Annotated in this window: 25 protein-coding genes and 1 tRNA gene; 13 read left to right on the top strand and 13 right to left on the bottom strand. The window is 61.6% G+C overall.

Annotation, left to right across the window (positions count from 1 at the left end):
- Positions 1–339 precede the first annotated feature (339 nt).
- The 3 genes from GGQ66_RS02665 to GGQ66_RS02655 all read left to right on the top strand — a co-directional run bounded on the left by GGQ66_RS02665 (position 340) and on the right by GGQ66_RS02655 (position 3,094).
- Entirely contained in the window at positions 340–1,518 is a 1,179-nt protein-coding gene (locus GGQ66_RS02665; protein WP_183789131.1) for a phosphoserine transaminase, read from the top strand.
- A gap of 142 nt (positions 1,519–1,660) precedes the next feature.
- Positions 1,661–2,890 (top strand): tRNA 2-thiouridine(34) synthase MnmA, encoded by a 1,230-nt coding sequence (gene mnmA, locus GGQ66_RS02660; protein WP_183789129.1) that lies wholly within the window; start codon positions 1,661–1,663, stop codon positions 2,888–2,890.
- A gap of 127 nt (positions 2,891–3,017) precedes the next feature.
- Positions 3,018–3,094, top strand: a tRNA-Met gene (locus GGQ66_RS02655).
- 360 nt (positions 3,095–3,454) lie between these two features.
- Here GGQ66_RS02655 and GGQ66_RS02650 read toward each other — a convergent pair.
- The gene (locus tag GGQ66_RS02650; protein WP_370686281.1) at positions 3,455–3,988 is read right to left on the bottom strand and encodes a flavin reductase family protein; all 534 of its coding nucleotides are present in this window, start codon (positions 3,986–3,988) and stop codon (positions 3,455–3,457) included.
- A gap of 255 nt (positions 3,989–4,243) precedes the next feature.
- Here GGQ66_RS02650 and GGQ66_RS02645 point away from each other — a divergent pair, with 255 nt between their 5' ends.
- Positions 4,244–4,873: a L,D-transpeptidase gene (locus tag GGQ66_RS02645; protein ID WP_183789125.1), complete on the top strand. Its 630-nt coding sequence runs from the start codon at positions 4,244–4,246 to the stop codon at positions 4,871–4,873.
- Position 4,874: 1 nt separating this feature from the next.
- On the opposite strand, the gene GGQ66_RS02640 is transcribed toward GGQ66_RS02645, so the two are convergent.
- The 4 genes from GGQ66_RS02640 to GGQ66_RS02625 all read right to left on the bottom strand — a co-directional run bounded on the left by GGQ66_RS02640 (position 4,875) and on the right by GGQ66_RS02625 (position 10,088).
- Positions 4,875–5,837: a DUF808 domain-containing protein gene (locus GGQ66_RS02640; RefSeq protein WP_183789123.1), complete on the bottom strand. Its 963-nt coding sequence runs from the start codon at positions 5,835–5,837 to the stop codon at positions 4,875–4,877.
- A gap of 83 nt (positions 5,838–5,920) precedes the next feature.
- Positions 5,921–7,534, bottom strand: coding sequence for a glucose-6-phosphate isomerase (gene pgi / locus GGQ66_RS02635; RefSeq protein ID WP_183789121.1), 1,614 nt, complete (start codon positions 7,532–7,534; stop codon positions 5,921–5,923).
- Positions 7,535–7,725: 191 nt separating this feature from the next.
- Entirely contained in the window at positions 7,726–9,426 is a 1,701-nt protein-coding gene (locus GGQ66_RS02630; protein WP_183789119.1) for a long-chain fatty acid--CoA ligase, read from the bottom strand.
- A 335-nt stretch (positions 9,427–9,761) separates the two neighbouring features.
- Entirely contained in the window at positions 9,762–10,088 is a 327-nt protein-coding gene (locus tag GGQ66_RS02625) for an ArsR/SmtB family transcription factor (protein WP_183789635.1), read from the bottom strand.
- Positions 10,089–10,220: 132 nt separating this feature from the next.
- Between GGQ66_RS02625 and GGQ66_RS02620 the strand changes: the two genes are divergently transcribed.
- The 6 genes from GGQ66_RS02620 to GGQ66_RS02595 all read left to right on the top strand — a co-directional run bounded on the left by GGQ66_RS02620 (position 10,221) and on the right by GGQ66_RS02595 (position 15,131).
- Complete coding sequence (locus tag GGQ66_RS02620; protein WP_183789117.1) at positions 10,221–10,616, top strand: VOC family protein; 396 nt, start codon at positions 10,221–10,223, stop codon at positions 10,614–10,616.
- 65 nt (positions 10,617–10,681) lie between these two features.
- Complete coding sequence (gene ung, locus GGQ66_RS02615; RefSeq protein WP_183789115.1) at positions 10,682–11,383, top strand: uracil-DNA glycosylase; 702 nt, start codon at positions 10,682–10,684, stop codon at positions 11,381–11,383.
- Between the two features lie 140 nt (positions 11,384–11,523).
- Complete coding sequence (locus GGQ66_RS02610; protein ID WP_183789112.1) at positions 11,524–12,456, top strand: VOC family protein; 933 nt, start codon at positions 11,524–11,526, stop codon at positions 12,454–12,456.
- A 3-nt stretch (positions 12,457–12,459) separates the two neighbouring features.
- Positions 12,460–13,068, top strand: a complete 609-nt coding sequence (locus tag GGQ66_RS02605) for an alpha/beta hydrolase (RefSeq protein ID WP_183789110.1) — start codon at positions 12,460–12,462, stop codon at positions 13,066–13,068.
- 237 nt (positions 13,069–13,305) lie between these two features.
- Positions 13,306–14,733 (top strand): aldehyde dehydrogenase family protein, encoded by a 1,428-nt coding sequence (locus tag GGQ66_RS02600; RefSeq protein WP_183789108.1) that lies wholly within the window; start codon positions 13,306–13,308, stop codon positions 14,731–14,733.
- A gap of 2 nt (positions 14,734–14,735) precedes the next feature.
- Positions 14,736–15,131 carry a RidA family protein gene (locus GGQ66_RS02595; protein ID WP_370686275.1) on the top strand — a complete coding sequence of 132 codons (396 nt, stop codon included), beginning with the start codon at positions 14,736–14,738 and terminating at the stop codon, positions 15,129–15,131.
- Positions 15,132–15,161: 30 nt separating this feature from the next.
- Here the strand turns inward: GGQ66_RS02595 and GGQ66_RS02590 are convergent, their stop codons facing one another.
- Complete coding sequence (locus GGQ66_RS02590; RefSeq protein WP_183789104.1) at positions 15,162–15,737, bottom strand: transglycosylase SLT domain-containing protein; 576 nt, start codon at positions 15,735–15,737, stop codon at positions 15,162–15,164.
- 258 nt (positions 15,738–15,995) lie between these two features.
- Here GGQ66_RS02590 and GGQ66_RS02585 point away from each other — a divergent pair, with 258 nt between their 5' ends.
- Positions 15,996–16,460: a PRC-barrel domain-containing protein gene (locus GGQ66_RS02585; protein ID WP_183789102.1), complete on the top strand. Its 465-nt coding sequence runs from the start codon at positions 15,996–15,998 to the stop codon at positions 16,458–16,460.
- Positions 16,461–16,520: 60 nt separating this feature from the next.
- Here GGQ66_RS02585 and GGQ66_RS02580 read toward each other — a convergent pair whose 3' ends face one another.
- From GGQ66_RS02580 to GGQ66_RS02555, 6 genes are all read right to left on the bottom strand, one after another.
- Entirely contained in the window at positions 16,521–17,102 is a 582-nt protein-coding gene (locus tag GGQ66_RS02580; RefSeq protein ID WP_183789100.1) for an NAD(P)H-dependent oxidoreductase, read from the bottom strand.
- Between the two features lie 6 nt (positions 17,103–17,108).
- Positions 17,109–18,512 carry an FAD-binding oxidoreductase gene (locus tag GGQ66_RS02575; RefSeq protein WP_183789098.1) on the bottom strand — a complete coding sequence of 468 codons (1,404 nt, stop codon included), beginning with the start codon at positions 18,510–18,512 and terminating at the stop codon, positions 17,109–17,111.
- A gap of 1 nt (position 18,513) precedes the next feature.
- Complete coding sequence (locus GGQ66_RS02570; RefSeq protein WP_183789096.1) at positions 18,514–19,830, bottom strand: cytosine deaminase; 1,317 nt, start codon at positions 19,828–19,830, stop codon at positions 18,514–18,516.
- On the bottom strand, positions 19,830–20,663 hold the full coding sequence (locus GGQ66_RS02565; RefSeq protein ID WP_183789094.1) for an ABC transporter permease: 834 nt from the start codon (positions 20,661–20,663) through the stop codon (positions 19,830–19,832). Before GGQ66_RS02565 ends, GGQ66_RS02570 begins: the two co-directional genes overlap by 1 nt.
- Positions 20,663–21,475, bottom strand: a complete 813-nt coding sequence (locus GGQ66_RS02560) for an ABC transporter ATP-binding protein (RefSeq protein ID WP_183789092.1) — start codon at positions 21,473–21,475, stop codon at positions 20,663–20,665. The genes GGQ66_RS02565 and GGQ66_RS02560 overlap by 1 nt, the downstream gene beginning before the upstream one ends.
- Positions 21,476–21,541: 66 nt before the next feature.
- On the bottom strand, positions 21,542–22,558 hold the full coding sequence (locus tag GGQ66_RS02555; protein WP_183789090.1) for an ABC transporter substrate-binding protein: 1,017 nt from the start codon (positions 22,556–22,558) through the stop codon (positions 21,542–21,544).
- Between the two features lie 183 nt (positions 22,559–22,741).
- Between GGQ66_RS02555 and GGQ66_RS02550 the strand changes: the two genes are divergently transcribed.
- Positions 22,742–23,695: a LysR family transcriptional regulator gene (locus GGQ66_RS02550; protein WP_183789088.1), complete on the top strand. Its 954-nt coding sequence runs from the start codon at positions 22,742–22,744 to the stop codon at positions 23,693–23,695.
- Between the two features lie 7 nt (positions 23,696–23,702).
- On the opposite strand, the gene GGQ66_RS02545 is transcribed toward GGQ66_RS02550, so the two are convergent.
- Complete coding sequence (locus GGQ66_RS02545) at positions 23,703–24,500, bottom strand: creatininase family protein (protein ID WP_183789086.1); 798 nt, start codon at positions 24,498–24,500, stop codon at positions 23,703–23,705.
- A gap of 311 nt (positions 24,501–24,811) precedes the next feature.
- Here GGQ66_RS02545 and GGQ66_RS02540 point away from each other — a divergent pair, with 311 nt between their 5' ends.
- Positions 24,812–25,219: a hypothetical protein gene (locus GGQ66_RS02540; RefSeq protein ID WP_183789083.1), complete on the top strand. Its 408-nt coding sequence runs from the start codon at positions 24,812–24,814 to the stop codon at positions 25,217–25,219.
- The last annotated feature ends 139 nt before the right edge of the window (positions 25,220–25,358 follow it).

Below are 25,358 nucleotides of genomic sequence, written 5' to 3'. Positions count from 1 at the left end.
CGCGCAAGGGCCGAACAGCGTTATATCGTGTGCCCTTTCCGAATCCGGATCGCGTGCACGGCTCAGCTATCCTCTGCGTTTCCGGCATTTCCGGGGCAGGGGGGTGTCTCCACATCCCTTGAACGCAGGCTCGTTGATGGGAAGAACAATATCACCCGACACGCCACCTTGCCAGCGGCGGGATTCGAGGCCCGGCCATGCGCAGAAAGCAGGGTTGATGCGCTTCGATGCCGTCCTGTTGGCGCCTGCATGATCTTGCCGATCACGCGGCGCAGGCCTATAAGCACGGCCATTATTTCCTGCCGGAAACGGTGGGGTCTCCAGCACGAGGAACGCATCATGGTCGAGATCGCCAAGCCGGAACGCAAGACACGCAATCCGAACTTCTCCTCCGGTCCCTGCGCCAAACGTCCGGGTTGGTCGCCGGCTGCCCTGTCCGATGCGCCGCTTGGCCGTTCCCACCGTGCGAAGGTCGGCAAGGCCAAGCTGAAGCTTGCCATCGACCTGACCCGCGACGTGCTCAACGTGCCTGCCGACTGGCGCATCGGCATCGTGCCGGCATCGGATACCGGCGCGGTGGAGATGGCGCTGTGGTCGCTGCTCGGTGCGCGCGGCGTCGATATGGTCGCGTGGGAAAGCTTCGGGTCCACCTGGGTGTCGGACGTGATGAAGGAGTTGAAGCTTGCCGATGTGCGCACCTTCGTTGCGCCCTATGGTGAACTGGTGGATTTTTCGACCGTCGACTTCGACCGCGATGTGGTTTTCACCTGGAACGGTACGACCTCCGGCGTGCGCGTGCCAAACGGCGATTTCATTCCCGATGATCGCAAGGGCCTGACGATCTGCGACGCCACATCTGCAGCGTTTGCCCAGAACCTCGATTTCTCCAAGCTCGATGTCGTGACCTTCTCCTGGCAGAAGGTGCTGGGCGGCGAGGGTGCGCATGGCATGCTCATTCTCTCCCCTCGCGCGGTGGAGCGCCTGGAAAGCTACAAGCCCGCGTGGCCGATGCCGAAGATCTTCCGCCTGACGAGCGGCGGCAAGCTGATCGAAGGTATTTTCGAAGGCGATACGATCAACACGCCCTCCATGCTCTGCGTCGAGGACTATATCGATGGGCTGCAATGGGCGAAGTCCGTTGGCGGGCTGAAGGGCCTGATGGCGCGGGCCGATGCCAATGCCAAGGTCATCAACGATTTCGTGGATGCCAATGACTGGATTGCAAACCTGGCCGTCGATCCCGCCACGCGCTCGAACACGTCCGTGTGCCTGCGCATCGTCGATCCGCAGGTAACGGCGCTTGATGCGGCCGCGCAGGCCGCCTTCGCCAAGGGCATCGCCACGGCGCTGGAAAAGGAGGGCGTGGCCTATGACGTCGGCTCCTATCGCGATGCGCCGGCCGGCCTGCGCATCTGGACTGGCGCTACGGTCGAAACGGCCGATCTGGAGGCGCTGGTGCCGTGGATTGGCTGGGCCTACCAGCAGCAGAAGGCCACGCTTTCCAAGGCGGCTGCCTGACGGGGTGATTCGCGGCGCTTGCAAGGGCGCCGCTTAATTTCTATATGCTTTCGGTAAAGTTTTCGGCGGGTCCCCTCTGGTGCCCGCCTTGTCCAGTTGGAACGTCCCCGGCAAACATTGGCGCGGGGGAAACGGAAAAGCCGTGAACACGCTCGATTTTGACAAGAAGCCTGAAGATACCCGCGTGGTTGTCGCCATGTCGGGCGGTGTGGATTCGTCCGTCGTCGCGGGCCTTCTCAAACGCGAGGGCTACGATGTGCTCGGCATCACGCTGCAGCTCTACGATCACGGTGCTGCGGTTCACCGCGCCGGTTCGTGCTGTGCGGGGCAGGACATCGACGACGCACGCCGGGTTTGCGAAACGCTCGGCATTCCGCACTACGTGCTGGATTACGAAGCCCGTTTCCGCGAAACGGTGATCAATCCCTTTGCCGCCTCCTATGTGGCGGGCGAAACGCCGATCCCCTGCGTCGCCTGCAATCAGACGGTCAAGTTCGCCGATCTTCTGGCGACCGCCCGGGAGCTTGGCGCGGATGCACTCGCAACCGGCCATTATATCCGCTCGCGCCCCAATCCCGCACCGGGACATCCGGAACGCCGCGCGCTCTACCGTCCGGTGGATGCCGAGCGCGACCAGAGCTATTTCCTGTTCGCCACCACGCAGGAGCAGATTGATTATCTGCGCTTCCCGCTCGGTGGCATGTCCAAGGCCGAAACCCGGCGTCTGGCCGAGGAAATGGGGCTGGTCGTGGCGCAGAAGGCTGATAGCCAGGATATCTGCTTCGTGCCGCAGGGAAAATATTCCGACATCATCACCAAGCTGCGGCCCGATTCGGCTCTGGGTGGGGATATCGTGCATCTCGACGGGCGTGTGCTTGGCCACCACGAAGGCATTCTGCACTACACGATCGGCCAGCGGCGCGGCATTGGCGTCGCCACCGGTGAACCGCTCTACGTCATCTATCTCGACGCCCGCAACCGCCGTGTCGTCGTCGGCCCCAAGGAAGCGCTGGAGACGCGTCGCGTCTATCTGCGCGATGTGAACTGGCTGGGCGATGAAACGCTTGAAGACACGGTATCGAAGGGCTTCTCCTGCTTCGCCAAGGTGCGGTCCACCCGCCCGCCAGCACCGGCCCGGCTGGCCCGCGACGAGGGCGGCATTTATGTCGATCTGGATGTGGGCGAGGCGGGCGTAGCGCCCGGCCAGGCCTGCGTTCTCTATTCCGCCCCCGGCGAGGATGCCCGCGTCTATGGCGGCGGCTTCATCGAGCGTTCCCAGCGCTCACCGGAATCGGAAGCCGCACTCGCTCTCCTGCTGGCGCATCCGCCCAGCCTTTCCACAGGCGAAACACCCGAGCCGGCCCGGGCCTGAGGCCGGCTTTGGAGAAAGCGCGCTTTCTTCTTAAAGGGCGCTTGACAGGAAACGGAGGTGGGCCTTATAAGCCGCACCAACGGAATGCGCCCGACCTTCGAAAACGGAAACGTTTTCAGCGCATTGTGGCGGAGTAGCTCAGTAGGTCAGAGCAGAGGAATCATAATCCTTGTGTCGGGGGTTCAAATCCCTCCTCCGCTACCATTAAATTCCTGGAAAACTTCAATCTGTTGCTGCGAAGCGGCCCGATATGATCGGGCTAATTTCATGCTGCCGGCTGGTGCGACAAAGTTCCGCTCGCACGAGCGGGAGCAGTTTGTCAGCTTCTTGGTTTGCGGCTTTTTGGCCGGTCGATCTCACTTCGTCTCCCTGCTTTCGGCAAAGCCTCACCATTTGTTTGGTGAGCCTTTCAGCGGCAGGATGCATGCTCCACACACCTTTCGGCGACGCGACATGGCTGTCGTGCGCGGCGGACAATTGATAGGGCAACCACAACCCGATTCCGCGGCCGCTCCGGTGCTCAGGCTCACCTTTGATGGCGATGTGATCGAAATTTGCCGAGGGTCAGCGCGTCTCGAAGGTGCCGTAGGCGCCGTCGTGGTAGATCAAGGGTTCGCCGCTGCTGCCGGGTTCGATGGCGAGGACGCGACCGATGACGATGGCGTGGGTGTGGCGCTCGATCACGTCTTCCACGGCACAATCGATGGCCGAGATCGCGTCTTTCAGGGCCAGTGCACCGCTTTCCAGCGTGATCCATTCCCCGTCACGGTAGCGTTCGGCACCCTTCAACCCATCCTTGCCGGCGAAGTTGTCGGCGATGGCGCGCTGGCCGGCACTGAGAATGTTGATGCAGAAATGGTTGTGGCGGGCGATGAGGGGCCAGAGCGAGGAGGTGCGGTTGATGTTGACGATCATCGTTGGCGGATCGACTGAAAGAGCGGTGGCGGAGGTGACCGTTGCGCCCGAGCGGTCAGCGCCACTGCCGGCGGTGACGACGCAAACCCCGCCCGCCAGATTGCGCATGGACCGGCGCAGATCCTCGGGTGCAATCACAGTGCCTGAAGCAGGCTCGCGCAGGTAGGTCACGGTGGCCGTAATGAAAATCTCCCCGAAAAACCGCTGTTGTGATCTGCGTTTTATCATGTGGCGGGGGGAGAATTGAGCGATGCGTTTTTATTTTCCAGTCATCTTGTAGAAAATCCGTATCTTTCAATCAGCAAAGCGTGAGGGTCACGCCTGCGTGAAAATGGCAGAAAATGAGACGAAAATGCGGCTATCTTCACACTTTTAAAGGTCCATTAACCATACTCGTTAATTTTTCCTCCAAAGAACGCCGTTGCGAGGATGAACGAGATGACGCTGATGAGACGTGCCCTGACGATTGGTCTTCCCTTGCTGTTTTTGGCGAGTTGCGCCTCCACGGGGTCCGAGCAGCAGGCGCATTACGGGGCAAAGCCGGAGGAAAAGCATCCGCTCAAGGCTGTCGAAATCAGCAAGATCAAGCCGGAACTGCGCCGCACCGAAGTCGCCTATCCGACCTCCTATCCCGCTGGCACCATCGTCGTCGATACGCCTGCCCGCCGGCTTTATTACGTGCTCGGCGATGGCAAGGCGATGCGTTATGGCGTGGGCGTCGGTCGGCAGGGGCTTGCGCTTCGGGGCGCCGCCTATGTGGGCCGCAAGGCGGAATGGCCGACCTGGACGCCGACGCCGAACATGATCCGCCGCGATCCGCAGAAGAACGGCAAATATGCCGGCGGCATGGCCGGTGGCCCAACGAACCCGCTCGGCGCGCGCGCCATGTATCTCTATCGCGGCGGCAACGACACGATGTTCCGCATCCACGGGACCAACCAGCCGTGGTCCATCGGACAGGCCATGTCCAGTGGTTGCGTGCGCATGATGAACCACGATGTGATCGACCTCTACGAGCGTGTGAAGCCGGGCACGCAGGTCGTGGTCATTCAGGAAGCGAAGGTCTAAACTATCGCTTCAGGCGCTTCAGCAGCGGGCCGATGACATAACCGGCAACGGGGATCATCAATACGCCGATCAGGAGGCCGGCAATGCCGGAGCCGAAGGCGAAGGTGGCCCATTCCACAAAGGCCGCGGCGGCGGGCAGGGCGTGCCCTGCCAGTTCCGCCCAGTGCTCCAGCGTGTGGGCCGGGCCGCCGAGGCCGAAGCTTGCAAGGCCATGCAGCACGATGCCGCCGCCGACCCAGATCATGGCGGCAGTGCCGGCCACGCCCAGCATGGCCATGAGAACCGGCATGGCCTTCACCAGAGAGCGGCCGAAGCCGCGCGTCAGCGCGCCGATACCGTTCCTGGCCAGATAAAGCCCGGCATCATCCATCTTCACGATCAGCGCGACGCCGCCATAGACGGCGACGGTGATGCCGACGCCAACGATGGCGAGCACGGCGGCTTCCATCCAGAAGCCGCCCTCGGGAATGGCCGAAAGCGCGATGGTCATGATTTCGGCAGAGAGGATGAAATCCGTCTTGATGGCGCCGGCGACCTTCTGGTCTTCCAGTGAGCGGGCGGCGGGATCGACCGAACCGACCTCCTCCTCATGGGCATGGGCCATGTGGGGGAAGAGGGCGCCGAACACCTTTTCCGCTCCCTCATAGCAGAGATAAAGACCGCCGAGCATGAGTAGCGGCGTGATCAGGCCAGGCAGGAAGGCGGAAAGGGCGAGTGCCACCGGCAGGAGAATGAGCAGCTTGTTGCGCAGCGAACCCTTGGCGATTTTCCAGACGATCGGGATCTCGCGTTCTGCCGCGAAGCCATCGACATAACGCGGCGTCACCGCAGCGTCGTCGATCACTGCGCCGGCGGCTTTCGCGCCGGCCTTGGCGGCCTGTCCGGCCACGTCGTCCAGCGAAGCCGCCGCAATCTTGGCGATCCCCGCGACATCGTCCAGCAGGGCCAGCAAACCAACACTCACGGCATCTCTCCGTCTTCAATTCCTAACCCGGAAAGCCTGTAGCGGCTTTCCGTCAAGATTGCATCCGGGAAACGCTGCCGCAATCAGGCTTTTGCGGCAAGAAGGGCGCTGACGAGGCCTGCGGTGGAGGAATCCTGCCCGCTCGTATCCTGCTTGCCTTCCACGACGGGCAGAAGGCCGGTCGCCAGTTCCTTGCCAAGCTCCACGCCCCACTGATCGAAGGAGTTGATGTCGAACAGCACGCCCTCGACAAAGACGCGGTGTTCATAAAGCGCGATGAGGCGGCCGAGCGCTTCCGGCGTCAGCTTGTCGTAAACGAAGGTAATAGACGGGCGGTTGCCTGCGAAGACGCGGTGCGGCGCGATCTTGGCGACGGTTTCGGCATCCGCGCCCTTGGCCTTCAACTGGGCGGCGGCCTCTTCCAGCGAGCGGCCCTTCATCAGCGCGGCGGATTGCGCGAGGCAGTTGGCGATCAGCAGTTCGTGCTGGTGGCGAAGCTCCGGTTCGAAGCCGTTGGCGGCGACCATGAACTCACAGGGGATGATCGAGGTGCCCTGATGGATGAGCTGGTAGAAGGCGTGCTGGCCGTTGGTGCCCGGTTCGCCCCAAACGACCGGGCCGGTATCGCCCGACACCGGCTTCGAGCCGATGGTGACGGACTTGCCGTTCGATTCCATGTCGAGTTGCTGGAGATAGGCGGGGAAGCGCGAAAGCCGCTGGTCATAGGGCAGGATGGCGCGCGAGCCATAGCCCAGAACATTGCGGTGATAATAGCCGATGAGGCCGAGCAGCATCGGCAGGTTTTCGCGCACCGGCGCGGTGCGGAAATGATTGTCGAGCGTGTGTGCGCCGTCAAGGAAACGGCCGAAATCCTCCGGGCCGACGGCAATCATCAGCGGCAGGCCGATGGCCGACCAGATGGAGTAGCGGCCGCCCACCCAGTCCCAGAAACCGAAGGTGCGTTCCGCGCCGATGCCGAAGGCGGAAACCTTGTCGAGCGCGGTGGAAACGGCGGCGAAGTGGGCACCCACCGCGTCTTCGCCCAGCGCCTCCACCACGAAGCGGCGGGCCGTCGCGGCATTCGTCATGGTCTCGATGGTGGTGAAGGTTTTGGAGGCGACGATGAACAGCGTGGTTTCGGCAGCAAGCGTCTTCAGTGTGTCAGCGATGTGTGCGCCGTCGACATTGGAGACGAAATGCAGGCGCGGGCCGTCATGGAAGGGAGCGAGCGCCAGCGTGGCCATGGCAGGCCCGAGATCCGACCCGCCGATGCCGATATTGACGACATCGGTGATCTTTTTGCCGGTGGCGCCGGTTAGCGCACCCGTGCGGATGGCCGTGGCGAAGGCACCCATGGCGGCAAGTACCGCATTCACATCCGGCATGACGTCCTTGCCATCGACCAGAACAGACGTGTTGGCGCGGTTGCGCAGCGCGGTGTGCAGCACGGCGCGGCCTTCGGTGAAGTTGATGGCCTCGCCCGCAAACATGGCGTCGCGCTTTTTTGCGACGCCGGCACTTTCGGCCAGCTTTTCCAGAAGCGAAAGGATGGCGTCATCGATGGCCACCTTGGAAAAATCCATCAGCAGGTCATCGAGCCGGGCGCTGAAGCGCTGGAAGCGATCCGGATCGGCGGCGAAGCGCGCGCGAATGTCCGTGAAGGCGCTTTCCTTCAACTGCTTCAGAATGTCCTGCATTTTCCACACCTTGGGTCTTCTGGCGCGGCCCTGCCATGAGAAGGGTTGTCGAATGTTCGTGACCGCAGGTGCGAAGCCTAATCCGGTTTTCTGACCAAAACAAGACAGGTAATTCAATCGATTGAAATTACGTAGAGGGCCCCTCTGGCCTGCCGCGGTCAGAGGGGCTTTGCCTCTTCGCTTGCTTTACCTTATCCGCGCAATTCGCGGCGCAGGATCTTGCCCACGTTGGATTTCGGCAGTTCGGTGCGGAACTCCACGAAGCGCGGGCGCTTGTAGTTGGTGAGGTTTTCGGCACAATGGGCCTTTACCTGCGCTTCCGTCAGGCTTTCGTCCTTTCGGACGATGAAGAGCTTCACAGCCTCGCCGGAGTGGGTGTCCGGTACGCCGATGGCGGCGGCTTCCAGAACGCCGGGATGGCTCATCGCCACTTCCTCGACCTCGTTGGGATAGACGTTGAAGCCCGAGACGAGGATCATGTCCTTCTTGCGATCGACGATCTTCACATAGCCTTCCGGGTTCATGAAGCCCATGTCGCCGGAGCGGAAAAAGCCGTCGGGTGTCATCACGCGGGCGGTTTCGTCGGGCTTTTGCCAGTAACCTTGCATGACCTGCGGGCCGCGGATGCAGATTTCGCCGACCTCGCCCAGCGACAGGCTGGCGCCATCCTCATCGCGGATGTCGATCTCGGTGGAGGGAAGCGGCAGGCCGATGGTGCCGGTGAATTCCTTCCTGTCCAGCCGGTTCACGGTGGCGACGGGCGATGTCTCGGAAAGGCCGTAGCCTTCGGTGATCGGGCAGCCGGTCATGGCAAGCCAGCGCTCGGCCACCGGCTTTTGCACCGCCATGCCGCCGCCCAGCACGAGAATGTAGGACGAGAAATCCAGCCCGCGAAAATCCTTGTTGTTCATCAGAGCGTTGAACAGGGTATTGAGGCCGGGGAAGATGTGGACCTTGTATTTGCCGAGTTCCTTCACGAAAGCAGGAATGTCGCGCGGATTGGCAATCAGCAGGTTGTTCGAGCCGGTGGCGACGCCCATCAGCGAATTCACCGTCAGCGCGAAGATGTGGTAGAGCGGCAGGGCGCAGAGGAAGGTCATGCCTTCCGGGCGCTTGCGGTGGGCAAAGGCGGCCTCCAGCCACAGCGCGATCTGCTGCTTGTTGGCCAGGAGATTGGCGTGGGTCAGCGCCGCACCCTTGGAAATGCCGGTTGTGCCGCCGGTATATTGCAGGAAAGCAATGTCGGTGAGGCCAACATTTTCCACCTTGAGATCGTGATGGCGGCCTTCGGAGAGCGCCGTGGAAAAGTGGATGGCCGAAGGGATAGACCATTTCGGCACGAGCTTCTTGACCCTGCGCACGACGAAATTGACGATGTGGCCCTTCAGGCCCAGCATGTCGCCCATGCTGGTGACAATCACATGCTCCAGTTTGGTGCGGGCCAGAACCTGTTCCACCGTATGGGCGAAGTTCTCCATGACGAAAATTGCCCTCGCACCGGAATCGTTGAGCTGGTGCTCCAGTTCGCGCGGGGTGTAGAGCGGATTGACGTTCACAACCGTCATGCCGGCGCGCAGGATGCCATAGACGGCAATCGGGTTCTGCAACACGTTCGGCATCATCACGGCGACGCGGTCGCCTTTCCTCAGGCCCCTGGACTGAAGCCAGGCGCCAACGGCGCGCGTGGCATCTTCCATCTCGCCATAGGTCATGCTCTTGCCCATGCTGGTGAAGGCCGGGCGGGTGCGCCAGGTGCGGCAACTATTTTCGAACAACTCACCCAGCGAACGGGCAGTCGGGGCGCCCACTTCTGCCGGGACGCCCGGTGGATAGGACTTCAGCCAGATCCGGTCCGGCAGGGCGGCGGATGGCTCGGCGGCCATTGCATTCATGGTGTTCCTCCCAAAACATTTCCGGCATCCGTGTGGGCACTGTGACAGGAAAAGCCGTAACTTTCCCGAGCAGGGCCAGGACGGGTGAAACAACCTCCATTGTTTTCCCGCCTGATGGATTACCGGCGCGCGCGGCTCCTCTTCCGCTTGCGTCCCATGTTTCATTCTTGCCCGAAGGCGAGGGGTTCCGCAACAGATAAATTACATTGACGTAAACGTTAGAAATGGCGCGATGGGTAAAGTTTTGAAACGACACGGCTTTTCGCGCATCGGCGTGGGTGCAGCCCGCGCCGGCCTAGGAAAGTTGTGAAAATCATGTGGGAAAACAGAGGGAATCAGGCGCCCTTGCTGGCGCAGAAACCCTGATAAAGCGCGTCCACCACCAGACGGACATTGGGATCGCCGATGCGATAGAAGACCTGGCGGCCTTCACGGCGGGTCTTCACGAGATCGTCAGCGCGCAGACGGGCAAGCTGCTGGGACACGACGGCCTGCTGCAGACCGAGCGAGCCTTCCAGTTCGCTCACGGTCTTTTCGCCATCATTCAGCGTGCACAGGATCAGCAGACGCGTTTCATGGGACAGCGCTTTCAGAAAATCGCTGGCCTTGCGCGCCTGACAACGGAAATCCTCAAGAGGTTCCGGATCGGTGGCTGAAATCATATCGGCTTGCTGCACGGCTTTGCCCTGCTCTGTTGAATTGTAGGAAACCTATAATACAGTTTGGCGCCACGAGCAAAGTGGCGCTATGAAACGCGCCTGTCTGTCGTTTGCGGAAGGTTCTGGAGCAGCAATATGGCAAAAATGATTCATTCCATGATCCGTGTGCTGGATGAGGCGCGGTCGCTCGATTTCTACAGCCGTGCCTTCGGATTCGGTGTGGTGCAGCGGCTGGATTTCGACACCTTTACGCTGGTCTATCTTGGCAATGGTGAAACGCCCTTCGAACTGGAACTGACCGTCAACAAGGGGCGAACGGAATCCTATGCGCCGGGCGATGGCTATGGTCATCTGGCGGTGTCGGTCGAGGATGTCACGGCTGAACATGCCCGTTTCGAGGCAGAAGGCCTCAACCCCGGCAAGCTCGTGGATTTCAATCGCGACGGGGCGCTCTTTGCCCGCTTCTTCTTCGTGACGGATCCCGATGGCTACAAAATCGAGGTTTTGCAGCGCCACGGGCGGTTCCTGTAAAGCATTTCCAGCAAAAGTGTACACTGGTTTAGCGTCCGAAAAGGCGCAAAATTGACGGAGTGATGATGGCGGATGCGGCGGTAAGACTGGAGGAAAGCTGGCGGCAGGCGCTGACGCCGGAGTTTTCGAGCGGGTACATGCAATCGCTCAAGGAATTCCTGCTGGCCGAAAAACAGGCCGGCAAGCACATTTTTCCCAAGGGTTCCGAATATTTTCGGGCGCTCGACCTGACGCCGCTCGATGCGGTAAAGGTGGTCATTCTGGGCCAGGACCCCTATCACGGGGCCGGTCAGGCGCACGGCCTTTGCTTTTCCGTCCAGCCTGGCGTGCGCATTCCGCCCTCGCTCGTCAACATCTACAAGGAAATGCAGAGTGATCTCGGCATTCCGCCGGCCCGTCACGGCTTTCTCGAAAGCTGGGCGAAGCAGGGCGTGCTGTTGCTGAACAGCGTGCTGACGGTGGAGGAGGGACGGGCCGCCGCGCATCAGGGCCGCGGCTGGGAGCGCTTCACCGACGCCGTCATCCGCACCGTCAACGAACGCTGCGATCATGTCGTCTTCCTGCTGTGGGGTTCCTATGCCCAGAAGAAGGCGGCCTTTGTCGATACATCCCGGCATCTGGTGCTGAAATCCGTTCATCCGTCGCCGCTGTCGGCGCATGGCGGTTTCTTCGGCTGCCGGCATTTTTCCAAGGCAAATGAATGGCTTGCTATGCAGGGTCGCACGCCGGTGGACTGGCGCCTGCCGGAGACCGTCGAGCGCCCGTGAACGGTTGACGATCAGAAAAATTGTTCACTCATTGGAGACAATCCGTTCCGGTGCCGCTCTCTAGGCATTTGCCATCCCGTGGCTCATCTATAGGCCCATGAACAGGCCCTCACAGCGAACGGGCCGGAAAGGAGCCTTCCATGCTCAAGGAAATCAAGGGGCTGCACCACGTTACCTCGATGGCTGGCGACGCCCGCACCAATAACCACTTCTTCACGAAAACGCTCGGCCTTCGCCGCGTCAAGCAGACCGTGAACTTCGACGCGCCGGACGTCTATCACCTCTATTACGGTGATGAAGCCGGCACGCCCGGTTCGGTCATGACCTATTTTCCGTTCCCGCACATCGCTCGCGGCCGTCCCGGTGCCGGCGAAGTGGGCACCACGCTGTTTTCCGTTCCGGAGGGTTCGCTCGGCTACTGGCGTGAGCGGCTCACAAAGGAAGGCGTGGCGGGGCTTGGCGAGGCGGAAGCCTTCGGTGAGAAACGCCTGACCTTCAAGGGACCGGATGGCGATGCCTTCGCACTGACCGAAGTGGCGGGTGACGAGCGCCCCGGCTGGACCGGCAACGGTGTTTCCGGTGATCACGCCATACGCGGCTTCCAGGGCGTTTCCATGCGTTTGCGCGATGCGGGTGCGACGTCCGAGCTTCTGAACTTCATGGGCTATGAAAAGCTCGAGGAAAAGAACGGTGTGCTGCGCTTTGCCGTTCCCGGCGGCAACAAGGCCGATCTCGTCGAGATCGAGACCCTGCCGGGGGCCGACATGGCGCGGCTCGGTGGTGGCTCCGTTCACCACGTTGCCTTTGCCGTCGAGGACCGGGCGGCCCAGCTTGCGGTGCGCAAGGCGCTGGCGGATACGGGATATCAGGTGACGCCGGTGATCGACCGGGATTATTTCTGGGCGATCTATTTCCGCACGCCGGGGGGTGTGCTCTTCGAGGTGGCGACCAACGAGCCGGGCTTTGCCCGCGACGAGGACACCGCCCATCTCGGCGAAGCGCTGAAGCTGCCGCGCCAGCATGCACATCTCAGGTCCTATCTGGAGCAGCATCTCCAGCCGCTGGAGGATTGAGCCATGACCGGTAAAGACTACACGTTCAAGGGAAAGACGGGCCTTCCGGCCCGTCCGATCCTCTTCACCTTCCACGGCACGGGTGGTGATGAGAACCAGTTCTTCGATTTCGGCGCCCGGCTTCTGCCGGAAGCCTCGGTGATCTCGCCGCGCGGCGATGTCTCCGAAAACGGCGCGCTACGCTTCTTCAAACGTCGGGCGGAAGGCCATTACGACATGGCCGATCTCGCCCGCGCCACGGAGAAGATGGCGGCTTTCGTGCAGGCGCAGAAGGCGCTGAACGATTCCGTCGGCATCATCGGGCTCGGTTATTCCAACGGGGCAAACATTCTCGCCAATGTGCTGATCGAGCATCCCGGCCTCTTCGACGCGGCGGTGCTGATGCATCCGCTGATCCCGTTCGTGCCGAAGCCGGCGGACCTCACGGGCACCGATGTTCTCATCACCGCCGGGCGGCGCGATCCGATCTGCCCGCCCGACTTGACGGAAGGGCTGTCCGACTATCTGACGGGCAGCAAGGCGATGGTGACGCTGGAATGGCACGAAGGCGGCCACGATATCCGCCAGAACGAAATCGCCGCCATTCAGGGCTTTCTCGCGCGCTTTGCGTGAGCAGAGCAAAAGGGGAAGGCCCTCTCTTGCTTGCCGGCTATCTCCCCCACAAGGGGGAGATAGCCGTCGGCCCGTTCATCCTCCACCGGTCGGTCCATGCGTGCTGCTATCGTTCTTCGCCTTGCGGGCGGGATGGCGGCGGCCAGAGGGGGAACCCGTTTCCCGTTTCTTCGCCCTTGCAGACCCTTCAACCTTGATGAATAGTGCGGCTCCAACCGATATACCGGAGCCTTTCGCATGAGCAACAACCTGAAATTCTACATCGACGGCGCCTGGGTCGCACCGAGTGGCACGGATGTGATCGACGTGATCGATCCCTCGACGGAGGAGGTCTACACGCAGATCGCGGCCGGCAATGCGGCCGATGTGGAAAAGGCGATTGCGGCGGCAAAGACTGCCTTTCCGATTTTCTCGCAATGGCCGAAGGCCGATCGCCTGGCGTTGCTGAAGCGCATTCTTGCGGAATACGAGGCGCGGATCGATGACCTTGGTGCAGCCATCAGTCAGGAAATGGGCGCGCCGCTTGCTTTCGCCAAATCCAGCCAGGCCGGTTCCGGCTATGCCCACATCAAGGCGACCATCGAGGCGCTGGAAGCCTTCGAATTCACCGAACAGCGCGGCAAGACCATGGTCGTGCGTGAGCCGATCGGCGTCTGCGCGCTGATTACGCCGTGGAACTGGCCGCTGAACCAGATCACCTGCAAAGTGGCGCCGGCGATTGCCACAGGCTGCACGATGATCCTGAAGCCCTCCGAAGTCGCGCCGATTTCCGGCATCATCTTCGCCGAGATCATGCATGCGGCGGGTGTGCCGAAGGGCGTCTTCAATCTCGTGAACGGCACGGGGCCGGATGTCGGTCAGGTCATGTCCGGCCATCCGGATGTCGACATGGTGTCGTTCACCGGTTCGACGCGGGCGGGCATCATCGTCGCCAAGACGGCGGCGGATACGGTGAAGCGCGTTTCGCAGGAACTGGGCGGCAAGTCGCCGAACATCATCCTGCGCGATGCCGATTTCGAATATTCGGTGAAGAAGGGTGTGACGGATTGCTTCAGCAATACCGGCCAGTCCTGCAACGCCCCGACGCGCATGCTGGTGCCGGCCGAGCGCCACGATGAGGCGCTGGGCTATGCCAAGGTGGCGGCGGAATCCCTTAAGGTGGGCAATCCGCTCGACCCGCAAACCAATCTTGGCCCGGTGGTTTCGAAGATCCAGTTCAACAAGATCCAGGCGCTCATCGAAAAGGGCATCGAGGAAGGTGCGACGCTGGTGGCCGGCGGACCGGGCCGTCCGGACGGGCTGAACCGCGGCTATTACATTCGCCCCACCGTATTCGGTGGCGTCAACAACCAGATGACCATCGCGCGCGAGGAAATCTTCGGGCCGGTGATCGCCATCCTGCCCTACGAGAGTGAGGAAGAGGCGATCGAGATTGCCAACGACACGGTTTACGGTCTGGCCTCCTACGTGCATTCCAAGGATCGGGCCCATGCGCGTCAGGTGGCGTCTCGCCTGCGCACCGGCAATGTCTACATCAACTTCCCGGACTGGGACACGGCAGCACCCTTCGGCGGCTACAAGCAGTCGGGCAACGGCCGCGAATATGCGGACTGGGGCATCCATGATTTTCTCGAAATCAAGGGCGTCTGCGGCTGGGACGAATGACGATGACGAAGCAGGTCTTCAACCCGTCTTCGGTGCGCAAGCCGTTCGGGCACTATAATCATGGCCTCTACGTGCCGCCGGGGGCGGGGCTTCTCGTCACCTCCGGCCAGCTCGGCATCCGGCCGGACGATACGATCCCGCCGGATGTGACGGCGCAGGCCGAGCTTTGCTTCGAAGCCTGCAAGGCGGTGCTGGAAGAGGCGGGGATGACGTTCGCCGATGTTATCCGCATTTCGGCCTTCGTCACCAGGCGCGAGGATTTCGCGCCCTACATGGCTGTGCGCGATCGCTATACGCTGGACCCGAAACCGGTTTCGACGCTCATCATCGTCTCCGGCTTCACCCGACCGGAATTTCTGGTCGAGGTGGAGGTGACGGCGGCAAAGGCGCCGGCCTGACGTGGACCGCGAGGGAGCCTTTGGGCTCCCTTAGCAGCCGCGAAGCTGGCCCGCATAATTGTTCGCCATGTTGGCGGAGCGGCGGGCGGCTTTCTGGATGGCGGGATTGCCGCGCCATTGGCCGGAGGCGAAGCCCTTGTGGCCGTAATAATAGTTCAGATAGAGGCTGTAGGTATCGGTGAGGCTGACGCCGTTCACCCGCGCGCTGGTGGCGTGGTACCAGGCGACGAAGCGGATGGCGTCGCCGAAATCGGTGCGGCTCGCCGACCAGCGGCCCGTCTGGCGCTTGTAGGCGGCCCAGGTGCCGTCCAGCGCCTGCGCATAGCCGTAGGCCGAGGAAATGCGGCCCCAGGGAATGAAGCCCAGCAGATATTTGCGTGGCGGCTTGGCGCGGGCGCGGAAGCCGGATTCGGTGTAGATGGTCGCCATCAGCACCGGCACGGGAACGCCATATTCCCGCGAGGCGGAACGGGCCTGCCGCCGCCAGTTGTCGAACACGCTGTCTTTTTCCTCGAAGATCGCGCAGGCATTGGTGATGCGTGATGGCGCTGTGGCGCAGCCCGCCAGAAAAAGCGTCAGAAAGAGGATCGCCGAAAGAGCACGCATCGTTTCCATTTCTCCCGCTCGCATGGGCTCATCTCAGCCGCACTGCGCCAGTGAGGCCGCGCCGGGAACAGGCCGCGCGGTTCGAGAGAAATAAACTAAATCGTAACGATTAACGGCCCGTATTGAAACACGGTTAACGGCGAACCTCCCGTCAGCCTTGTAAGCGAAGGCCGATTTTTTTTCGGAACCATTTTTGCGGTGACGACGTTTCCCAGTTGCACAATCGAACAAAAGATGAAGCAATTGAAGGAGTTAATCATGCGTCGAATTATTCTTGCACTTGCCGCCACCGCTGCCATGGCTTCGTTCGCCCATGCCCAGTCGGCCGCTCCGGCACCTGCCGAGACGGCACCGGCCCAGATGGCGCCGGCCACCGGTTCGCCGACTGCGACGGCTCCCGTAACTGCGTCGGAGGTCTTCGTGATTGCAAAACCGACTGACGTGCTGAGCTATAACCTCGTCGGCCTGACGATCACCGACCCGGCCAAGGCCACGATCGGTGAGATCAAGGATCTCATCATCTCCGATGGCATGCTCTCCGGCTATGTCGTGTCGGTCGGTGGCTTCCTCGGGATCGGCGAGAAGTATGTGATCGTCAGCCCGGATGCGGTGAACATCCTCTACACGGAGCCGGACAAGAAGTGGTCGGCTTCCATGGACACCACCAAGGAAGCGCTGAAGAGCGCTCCGGAATTCAAGTATGAAGGCCGCTGGGCGTCCTGATAACGCCTGAACCCTTCAGGACCAGCGCCGCGCCCCGTTTCGGGCGCGGCGTTTTCCGTTTCAGAACGCTTCCATTTCAGCCTTCACCTTGTCCATGAACCGGGCACGGGTTTCCGGCGTGCAATTGTTCATGTCGTAGTGAGCCATGAAGCGGAACGGTTTGTCGAAACCGAAATGAGCGCGCAGCCAGCGCGAGACCACCTTCTTCGGCGGATTGCCGGCGAGGAAAGCCCGCCAGCGTGTCGAGCCGTAGGTGAAGACCACCGCCGATTTCCGGATGTGCTTGAGCGTCGTGGTCAGCTTGCCGTCCTCAAGCCCGAACGATACACCCTTCACCCATACCCGGTCGAAATAACCCTTGAGGATAGCGGGAAAACCGAAGTTCCAGATGGGTGTGACGATGACAATCGCTTCCGCCTTCATCAACCGCTCGACATAGGGAGACACCAGTTTCGTGTTCTCGGGATAGTCGTGGTAGACGAGCCGATCGTGACGGGAGAGCACGGGGTCGAAGCCCTCCTCGTAGAGATTGCAGTCATCCACCTCGTGGCCGGCTTTCTTCAGGCTTTCCACCGTCAGGTCATGGAGGGCCCGGCCGAAACTCGATTCGACCGGGTGGGAGTGGAGCACGAGGACGCGCATCAGACGTTACCCTTCAAGCGCGGCAAGGCCGGGGAAGAGATAGTTCTTGCCCGCGGTGAAGTCGAAATCCGGGTTCTCCCAGGCGATCATCTTGCCGGGGTTGAGCAGGCCCTTGGGGTCTGTTTCCTGCTTGAAGGCAAGCTGCACGGTGTCCGTCTGCTTCATGCCGCCTTCTTCCAGCGTGTAGCGGTGCGGGTTGAAGATCGGGCAGCCGTTTTCCTCGTGCAGGCGGATCAGCGCTTCCAGCTTTTCGGGCGTGGTATAGCGCACCAGCGGCAGGCCCGCACACTGGATGGTGCCGTTGAAGCGCATGAATTCGAGGTGGCCGATCATGTCCGCGCCGGTCAGCTTTTCCATAAGCTCGACCTTGGCGACGTGATCGGGGCTGCCATACTGCACCTGCAGATAGGTGATGTTGGTGTCGAGCTTCAGGGCGCGCAGCGTTGTGTGGTTCCATGCCAGTTCATAGGCATGCGGAATGCCCTTCATGCTTTCCACCTTGTCCGAGCGGAATCGCAGGTCGCCCTTGCGCTGGGCGATGAAGGCTTCGAGCGGCCCCATGGAGTGCGGCGCGACCATCAGCACCACGATGGCCTGACCTTCCTTCAGGAAGGGGCGGTGACGGGTGAAATAGTCGAAGGGGGCGGGCGCGTTGATGACGGCCAGTTCCTTGAGCAGAACGCCATCACGCTGGGCAAGATTGTCGGCGAAGCGCACGGCGTCCATGTAGTCGTCATAGCCGACGATCACGTCCACCCAGTCATAGGCAGGCGCAAGCGGCATCTCGACTTCGGTAATGATGCCGTTGGTGCCATAGGCATGGCTGACCTTGTGCAGATCCCAGCCTTCCAGCTCGATCACGCGCGGTTCGGCTTCCATGGTGACGATGCGCAGCTTGAGGATGTTGCCGAGTTCGCGCAGGCCGCCCCAATGGATGGAGCCGACGCCGCCTGAACCACCCGCCACGAAGCCGCCCAGCGTTGCCGTGCCGGTGGTGGAGGGGTGGAAGCGCAGTTCCTGCCCCGACTTTTCCTTGCAGATGCGGTCGAGATCGGCAGTGATGATGCCGGCCTGAGCCAACACGCGGCCCGGCGCGATTTCCTTGATGGCGTTCATCTGGAGCATGTTGAGGATGATGCCGCCGGACAGCGGCATGCATTGCCCGTAATTGCCGGTGCCGCCGCCGCGCGCCGTGACCGGAACGCCGTGGGCATAGGCGGCCTTCAGCACACGGATCACTTCCGCCTCGTCCTTCGGGGTCACGACCATGTCGCCGACCACCTTGTCGAGCTGGTCCTTGAGAACCGGGGAATACCAATAGAAGTCACGGCTCTTCTGGCGCACCAGCGCCGGATTGTCCTCGATTGCTATGCCTTCGAGGTCTTTTTTCAGGGCGTCAAGATCGGGCATGTCATGCTCCAGAGCAAATCGGGTCAAGGTCGCGATAATCCGGCAGGCTGCGGTCGATGCCCATGCCATTCCGCATCACGATGCGGTCAGCCTGCGGACGGGATAGGAACTCGCTCCAGCGCCGGGCGCTGAAAAGCACGAGATCGGCGGGGCCGCCGGGGGTGATCACGCCCTTTTCGGCACGGCCAAGGGCTGCGGACGGCGTGACGGTGACGACACGCGCGGCGTCATCCAGCGGGTGGTCGAGATGAAGGATGCGGACTGCCTCGCGGAACACTTCGACGGCATCGAGATCGCCATAGGCGTAAAAGGGATCGCGGGTATTGTCGGAGGAGACGGAGGTGGAAACGCCTGCCGCCGTCAGTTCGTGGAACAGGGTGACGCCGCGCCAGCGGGGAGTGCGGCCTGCCTCACGGTCCTGCAGGTACATATTGCACATGGGCAGCGAAACGACGTTGAGGCCAGCCTTCGCCACCTTTTCGATCACCCGTTTCGCCACATCCTCCTCCTGCCGCGCGAGCGAGCAGCAATGGCCGACGGAAACTGCGCCCTCAAAGCCATTGCGCAGCTTGGCCTCCGCCACGGCCTCCAGCGCCAGCACCTCGCGGTCTTTCGTTTCATCGACATGAAAGTCGATGTCGAGGCCGTTTTCGGCCGCCGCGCGGAACACGATGTCGAGCCGTTCGTGAAGGTCGGGCCACATCTGCGGCACGCCGCCCAGCAGCCCGCCGGTGCGCTTCACGGTGGCGACAAGATCGGCGAAATAGGTCTCGTCATAAACGTGATCCATGTTGAAGAGAGCGACCGCCTGAAGGTCGATGCGGCCCTTCCAAGTCTCGCGCATTTCGGCGACAACCTCGAACGAAATGCGGTGCTGCGGCGCGATGGAATCGAGGTGGGTGCGAAGCAGGCCTGTGCCGTGCGCGTAGGCCGAGCGCAGCGAGAAATCCATGCGGGCGCGCACATCAGCGGCGTTCCAGTGGGCGGTGCGGTCGAGGCCGACATTTTCCAGCGCGCCCATGAAGGTGCCGTCGGGATTGCGGGTGCGCTCCCAGATATGGCCCTTGTCGATATGGGTGTGCATTTCGGTGAAGGTCGGCCACACCATGCCGTCCCGCAGATCGGCAACCGGCAGGTCTTCCGGGAATGTGCCGGGGGCGATGATGGCTTCGATCCGGCCATCGGCGACGATGAGATCGGCCTTGACAAGCCCTTCGGCGGCGGGCGCTTCGTAACCCTTCACGCAGATGGCGGGCAGGGTGGCGTTCGCCAGACGATAGCGCGGCGCTACGGGCAGGGTGAGAAAGTCGTTGGGCATCAGTTTTCCCGTTTCAGGCTGCTTTCATGCCAGCGATGCAGGCTGAGCCAGGCGATGAACGAAGTCAGCATGAAGATGACGACGCCGAGCACCGACAGCATGAACAGCGCGGCGAAGAGGCGCGGAATGTTGAGGCGGTATTGCGATTCCAGCAGGCGGAAGGCGAGGCCGGAACCGGCGCCGGCGGAACCGGCGGCAAATTCCGCCACCACCGCGGCAATCAGCGCCAGACCGCCGCCGATGCGAAGGCCGGTCATGAAATAGGGCAGCGATGCCGGAAGCTTGAGATAAAGCAGTGTCTGCCAGCGGGAAGCGCCGTAGAGATCAAAAAGATTGAGCAGGTTGTGATCGACGCTCTTCAGGCCCTGCACCATGTTCGAAAGGATGGGGAAGAAGGCGACGAGGAAGGCGCAGATGAGAAGCGCCACCTGCGTCGAGGGCGCGTAGATCAGGATCAGCGGCGCGATGGCGACGATGGGCGTGACCTGCAGGATGACGGCGATGGGGTAAAACGCCGTTTCGATCCAGCGCGACTGAACGAGGAAAACGGCAAAGCCAACGCCGCCTGCCAGCGCCAGCGCCAGCGATATCAGCGTGATCTGTGTGGTCACCATCAGGGCCGGGAACAGGGTGCCCCAGTCCTTGACCAGCGATTGCGCCACGAGAACCGGGCCGGGCAGAATATAGGGCGGGATGGCGTTGATCGTGACGATCGCCTGCCAGATGCCGAGAAGAGCCAGCACCATCAGGACCGGGATGATGACGCGCAACGCCGTATCGCGGTGTTTCCACGGGCGCTTCGGAACGGGGATCGGGGTTGTCACGTCGCTCATCAGTGTTCCTCCACGCCGCCCATGGCGTCCAGAAGCGTCTTCGACACCATTTCGCAGGCCTGCCGGTATTCCTCCGACGAACGGTAGAGTTCGCCGCGTTCGAGGCTGGTCGTCAGCGGGAAATCGGCGTGAACCCGTCCGGGCCGGGCTTTCATCACCACGATGCGGTTGGAGAGATAGGCGGATTCGAACACCGAATGGGTGACGAAGATCACGGTAATGCCCGTATCCTTCCAGAGCTTCAGAACGTCGTCGTTGAGCTTCTGGCGGGTGATTTCGTCAAGAGCCGCAAAAGGCTCGTCCATGAGGAGCAGCTTCGGCTTGGTCACGAGCGCGCGGGCGATGGACACGCGCATCTTCATGCCGCCGGACAGTTCGCGCGGATAGGCGTCGGCGAAGTCCTTGAGACCCACCGTCGTCAACGCGGCCATGATGTCGTCGCGGGCGGCGGCCTTTGAAACGCCCTTGAGTTTCAGCGGCAGGTGCACATTGCCGAACACCGTCTGCCAGGGCATCAGCGTCGGCTCTTGGAAGACGAAGGAAATATCGCCTTCGGGCAGGCCGCGGGAATTGATGCGGGAACTCGGCCAGTCAATGCTGCCGGCAGAGACATCGCCGAGGCCGGCGATGATACGCAACGCCGTGGACTTGCCGCAGCCGGAGGGGCCGAGAAGACTGATGAACTCGCCGCTTTCCACGGTGAGCGACATATCCGAAAGCGCAAGCGTTCCGCTGGAGAACACCTTGGACACCGATTTCATCACGACCAGGGGTCGTTTCGCGGGATGAGGGGAGGCGGAAGGCGATGTCATCAAATCAGGGTTCCCGGCTGGAAGAAAAGCCGCCGCGCCGGGGGGTAGCGCGGCGGCTCGATGGCCTTACTTCTTGAGCGCCATTCCAACGCCCTTGCACACGAACTTGGTCGTGTAGGCCTTCTTGTAGTCGAGGTCAGCCGGCTCCACGCCAATCTTCACCATTTCATCGAAGAACGCCTTGTAGCGCGCGTCGGTCATGCAGCCGATGCCCTTGGTTTCGGCGTCGCCGGAGATCAGGATGCCGTATTCCTTCATCTTGGCGATGGAATAGGCGATCTGCTCATCCGTCATTTCCGGATTGTCTTTCTTGATCAACTCGTTGGCGGCCTTGTTGTCGCCGTAGAGGTAGTTGTACCAGCCCTCGATGGAGGCATCGACGAAGCGCTGCACGAGATCCGGCTTCTTCTCGACGAGATCCGTCTTGGCGGTGATCATCGTGGAGTAGGGGTTGTAGCCGTTATCGGCCAGAAGGAAGACCTTCGGCTCCCAGCCGGCCTGCTTGCCGATTTCATAGGGCTCGGATGTCAGATAGCCCTGCTGGGCGGACTTCTTGTCGGCGATGAAGGGGGCCGGGTTGAAGGTGTAGGGCTTGTACTGGCCGTCGGAGAAGCCTGCAAAGTTCTTCTTCATCCACTCGAAATAGGTGACGTAGCCGTCCTTGCCCATGAAAATTGTCTCGAGCTTGGCGAGGTCGGCGAACGTCTCGACGCCGGCATCCGGATGGGCGAGCAGAACCTGCGGGTCCTTCTGGAAGATCGAGGCGACGTCGATGAGCGGAATGCCTTCCTTGACGGCATCGAGTTCACCGAGCGGGCTGCCCATGTAAAAATCGACCTTGCCGGCGATCAGCAGCGAGCGGTTGGCGGCCTGCGGCCCACCCTGCACGACCTTCACCTTGAGGCCGTACTTCTCGTAGGTACCGTCGGCCACAGCCTGGTAGAAGCCGCCATGTTCGGCCTGGGCCAGCCAGTTGGTGCCATAGGTCACTTCATCGAGCGCCGCCGCCGGCTGGGCAGCGAGGCCCGCGGCGAACAGGCCGAACGCGGCGAGAAAAGTCTTCGACGTCAAGGTGTTGCTCATTATCGCATATTCCCCTTCTGGAGCGCTGACGGATTGGGTTTTCACGCCCTCTTTTGCATTTGACCCGTTGCGTTGCTCTTTGAAAAGCACCAAAATTCGTGCGCAATGATGCTTTTTCGGCAGCGGTTAAAACTTTGTTCGCAAATCATGCTGTCTGATTAGTTTTTAAGCAAGAGTGTGCCTATGCTTCATTCCCGCAAGCTTCAATATATCGATGAAATCGCCCGCTGCGGCTCCATTCGCAAGGCTGCGGCACGGCTGAATGTGGCGTCTTCGGCGGTCAATCGTCAGATTCTGGCGCTGGAAGAGGAGTTTGGTGCGCCGATCTTCGAGCGGTTGCCGCGCGGCCTGAGGTTGACGGCTGCCGGTGAACTTTGCATCGAGCATATTCGTGAGGTTTTGAAAAATTACGAGAAACTGGAGTCGCGCATTCGCGGTCTCAAGATGCCACAGGCGGGCAAGGTGTCGATCGTCACCACGGTCGGCCTCGCTGCCGGCCCCTTGCCGGAGGTTCTGTCGCGCTTCATGGAGCAGCATCCTCGCGTTCGCATCCTGCTTCTCAACGATGCAGGTTCGGCGACCCTGCCGCCGGTTCTGACCGGGGAGGCGGATATTGGCCTCGGCTTCAACATTCCCGCGACGCCGGGCATTCGCACGCTCGCCAATTTCGATGTGCCGGTGGGGGTGGTGATGCCTCCGGGGCACCGGCTGGCGGCCTTCGACGCCATCGATCCACTGGAGGTTCTGGACGAGAAGCTGGTGCTTTCCTGCCCCGGCAACAGCCTGCGCAACGCCATCAATCTGGCGCTCGCGCCGCTGGCGTTGCCGGTGGAGCCGGTGCTGGAGACTAATTCGGTCGAACTGATGAAGAAGATGGTGAAGCAGGGCAGTGGGCTTTCAATGCTCAATCCGCTCGACGTGATCGCGGAGTGCCTGCGCGGGGAACTGGTTTTTCGGCCGCTGACCGAACCTTACGTGCGCCATCAGGCCATGAAGATCTTCACCCGCGCCCGCGCGCCACTCGATGCAGCGGCGACGCTGTTCGTGGAATATCTGCTGACCGAGCTTTCGGCCATGATCCGCGAATTGCAGGCCAGCGGCGCCGTGCCGCCGACCATCGAGCGCCGGGACGGTTGAGTCCGCCTTATTCCGAATAAAGGTTGGACAGTGGCCAGGATGCGAGATCCTGAACCATTTCCACGAAGCCGCCGATCTGGTGGCGGGCGATGATCTCGCCGCGTTCGGCGGTGGCGATGGAGGCGTCGCCCACCACGCCGTTTTCGTTGAGATCGTGGGCGATCCAGGCCAGCGAATGGGGCGGCAGCGGCTGGAGGAAGCGCGAATGCGCCTTCAGCTTTTCGGCGTTCGACACGAAGTTCTGCGCCTTTTCCATGCGCACCAGATCGGGCCGGAAATGCAGCATCAGCGATGTCTCGACATCGCCGCCATGGATGCCGAACTTCTGTTCATGCTCGCTGACGAAGCCTTCGGGATAGCCGAAGCGCGTCCATTGCGTGGATACGACCTGCATCTGGTATTTGACGCGCAGTTCGCGGGCGACGATGTGCATGACATCGAGATTGCCGCCGTGGGAATTCACGATCACCAGCTTGCGGATGCCGGCCTCGGCCACCTTCTGACCGATGGCGGTCCAGGCGAGGATGAGGATATCCCAGCCAAAGGACAGCGTGCCCGGCCCGTAGATATGTTCATTGGCCTTGCCGATTTCCTGCATGGGCAAAACCAGCGTGGCGAGATCCGCAGGCTTCTGGCGGCGATATTCGGCGAGCATGCCGGTGGCAATCGCCACGTCGGTGGCGATCGGCAGGTGCGGGCCGTGCTGCTCGGTCGAAGCGATGGGCAGGATGGCAACGGTCTTTTCCGGGTCGAGGCCGGCGAAGTCGTAGGTGTTGAGTTCGTTCCAGTAGAAGGGCAGGCCCATCCGGACATCTCCTGTCGCTCGCGTGTCTTGATTTCCGGCTTAGGCAATTCTCCGCGTTCGGAAAAGCATCAATTTGCGTTCGCGCTGATGCCAAATAGCGCGCATTCAGCGGTTACTCCCAAAAATGCGATTCGATAAATTTGTATCTTTCCATTTAAGCGGACGGGAAAGCCTGCCGTGTATCTTCGTTTTCAAGACGGACAAGGGGTTGTTTCCCGCATGAAGCGGTCCGGAAAAACGCCGGGGGATGATCCCTCGCATAAAACGACAGGGCGGAAAAACCGCTCGTTTGAAAAACAGGGATCAGAGTCATGCGTAACACGGCACTTATTTTGACTGGCCTTCTTCTGGCTGCCAACCCGGCTTTCGCCATCGGCCCGGGTGGCTTCGCCCACGGCTTTGCATCGGTCGTCCAGGGCACCGGTTCGGCGCAGGCCCTGCCTGAAGCTTCGAGCCTATTCCCGCAGCGTTACTGCGCGGCGTTCGGTTCTTGCATTGACGGTCGTTCCATTGCCATCCGCGCCGCCTGGAACGCCGAAACCGATGCCGTTCTGCCGCTCGACCGGCTGGCCCTGACCTCTTCGGATGTCGAACGCGCCTTTGCCGCCGTTCGCATCGAAACCAATCCGTTCATTCTCCTTCCGTCCGCCCCGGCGGAGGAGGAAAGCGTCGACTATGGCGTGCTGACTGGCTCTGTCCCCGCCGAACAGCCCCTTTGAGGCTTTCCGAAGGGTTCAGGACGGCAAGCCATCAGGAAGATGCGTGACCTTCCTGGCTTGTCGCCCTGAACCTGAATTCTCCGGCCCTGCCGGCTTTCTGCGTCGAACTGCCATCTTGGCCGGTCCCTCTCCTTCGGGA

This window comes from Allorhizobium borbori, assembly GCF_014196535.1.
GTDB lineage: Bacteria > Pseudomonadota > Alphaproteobacteria > Rhizobiales > Rhizobiaceae > Ectorhizobium > Ectorhizobium borbori.
Note: the sequence above shows the minus strand (reverse complement) of the source record. Positions and strands in the feature narration are given on the sequence as shown.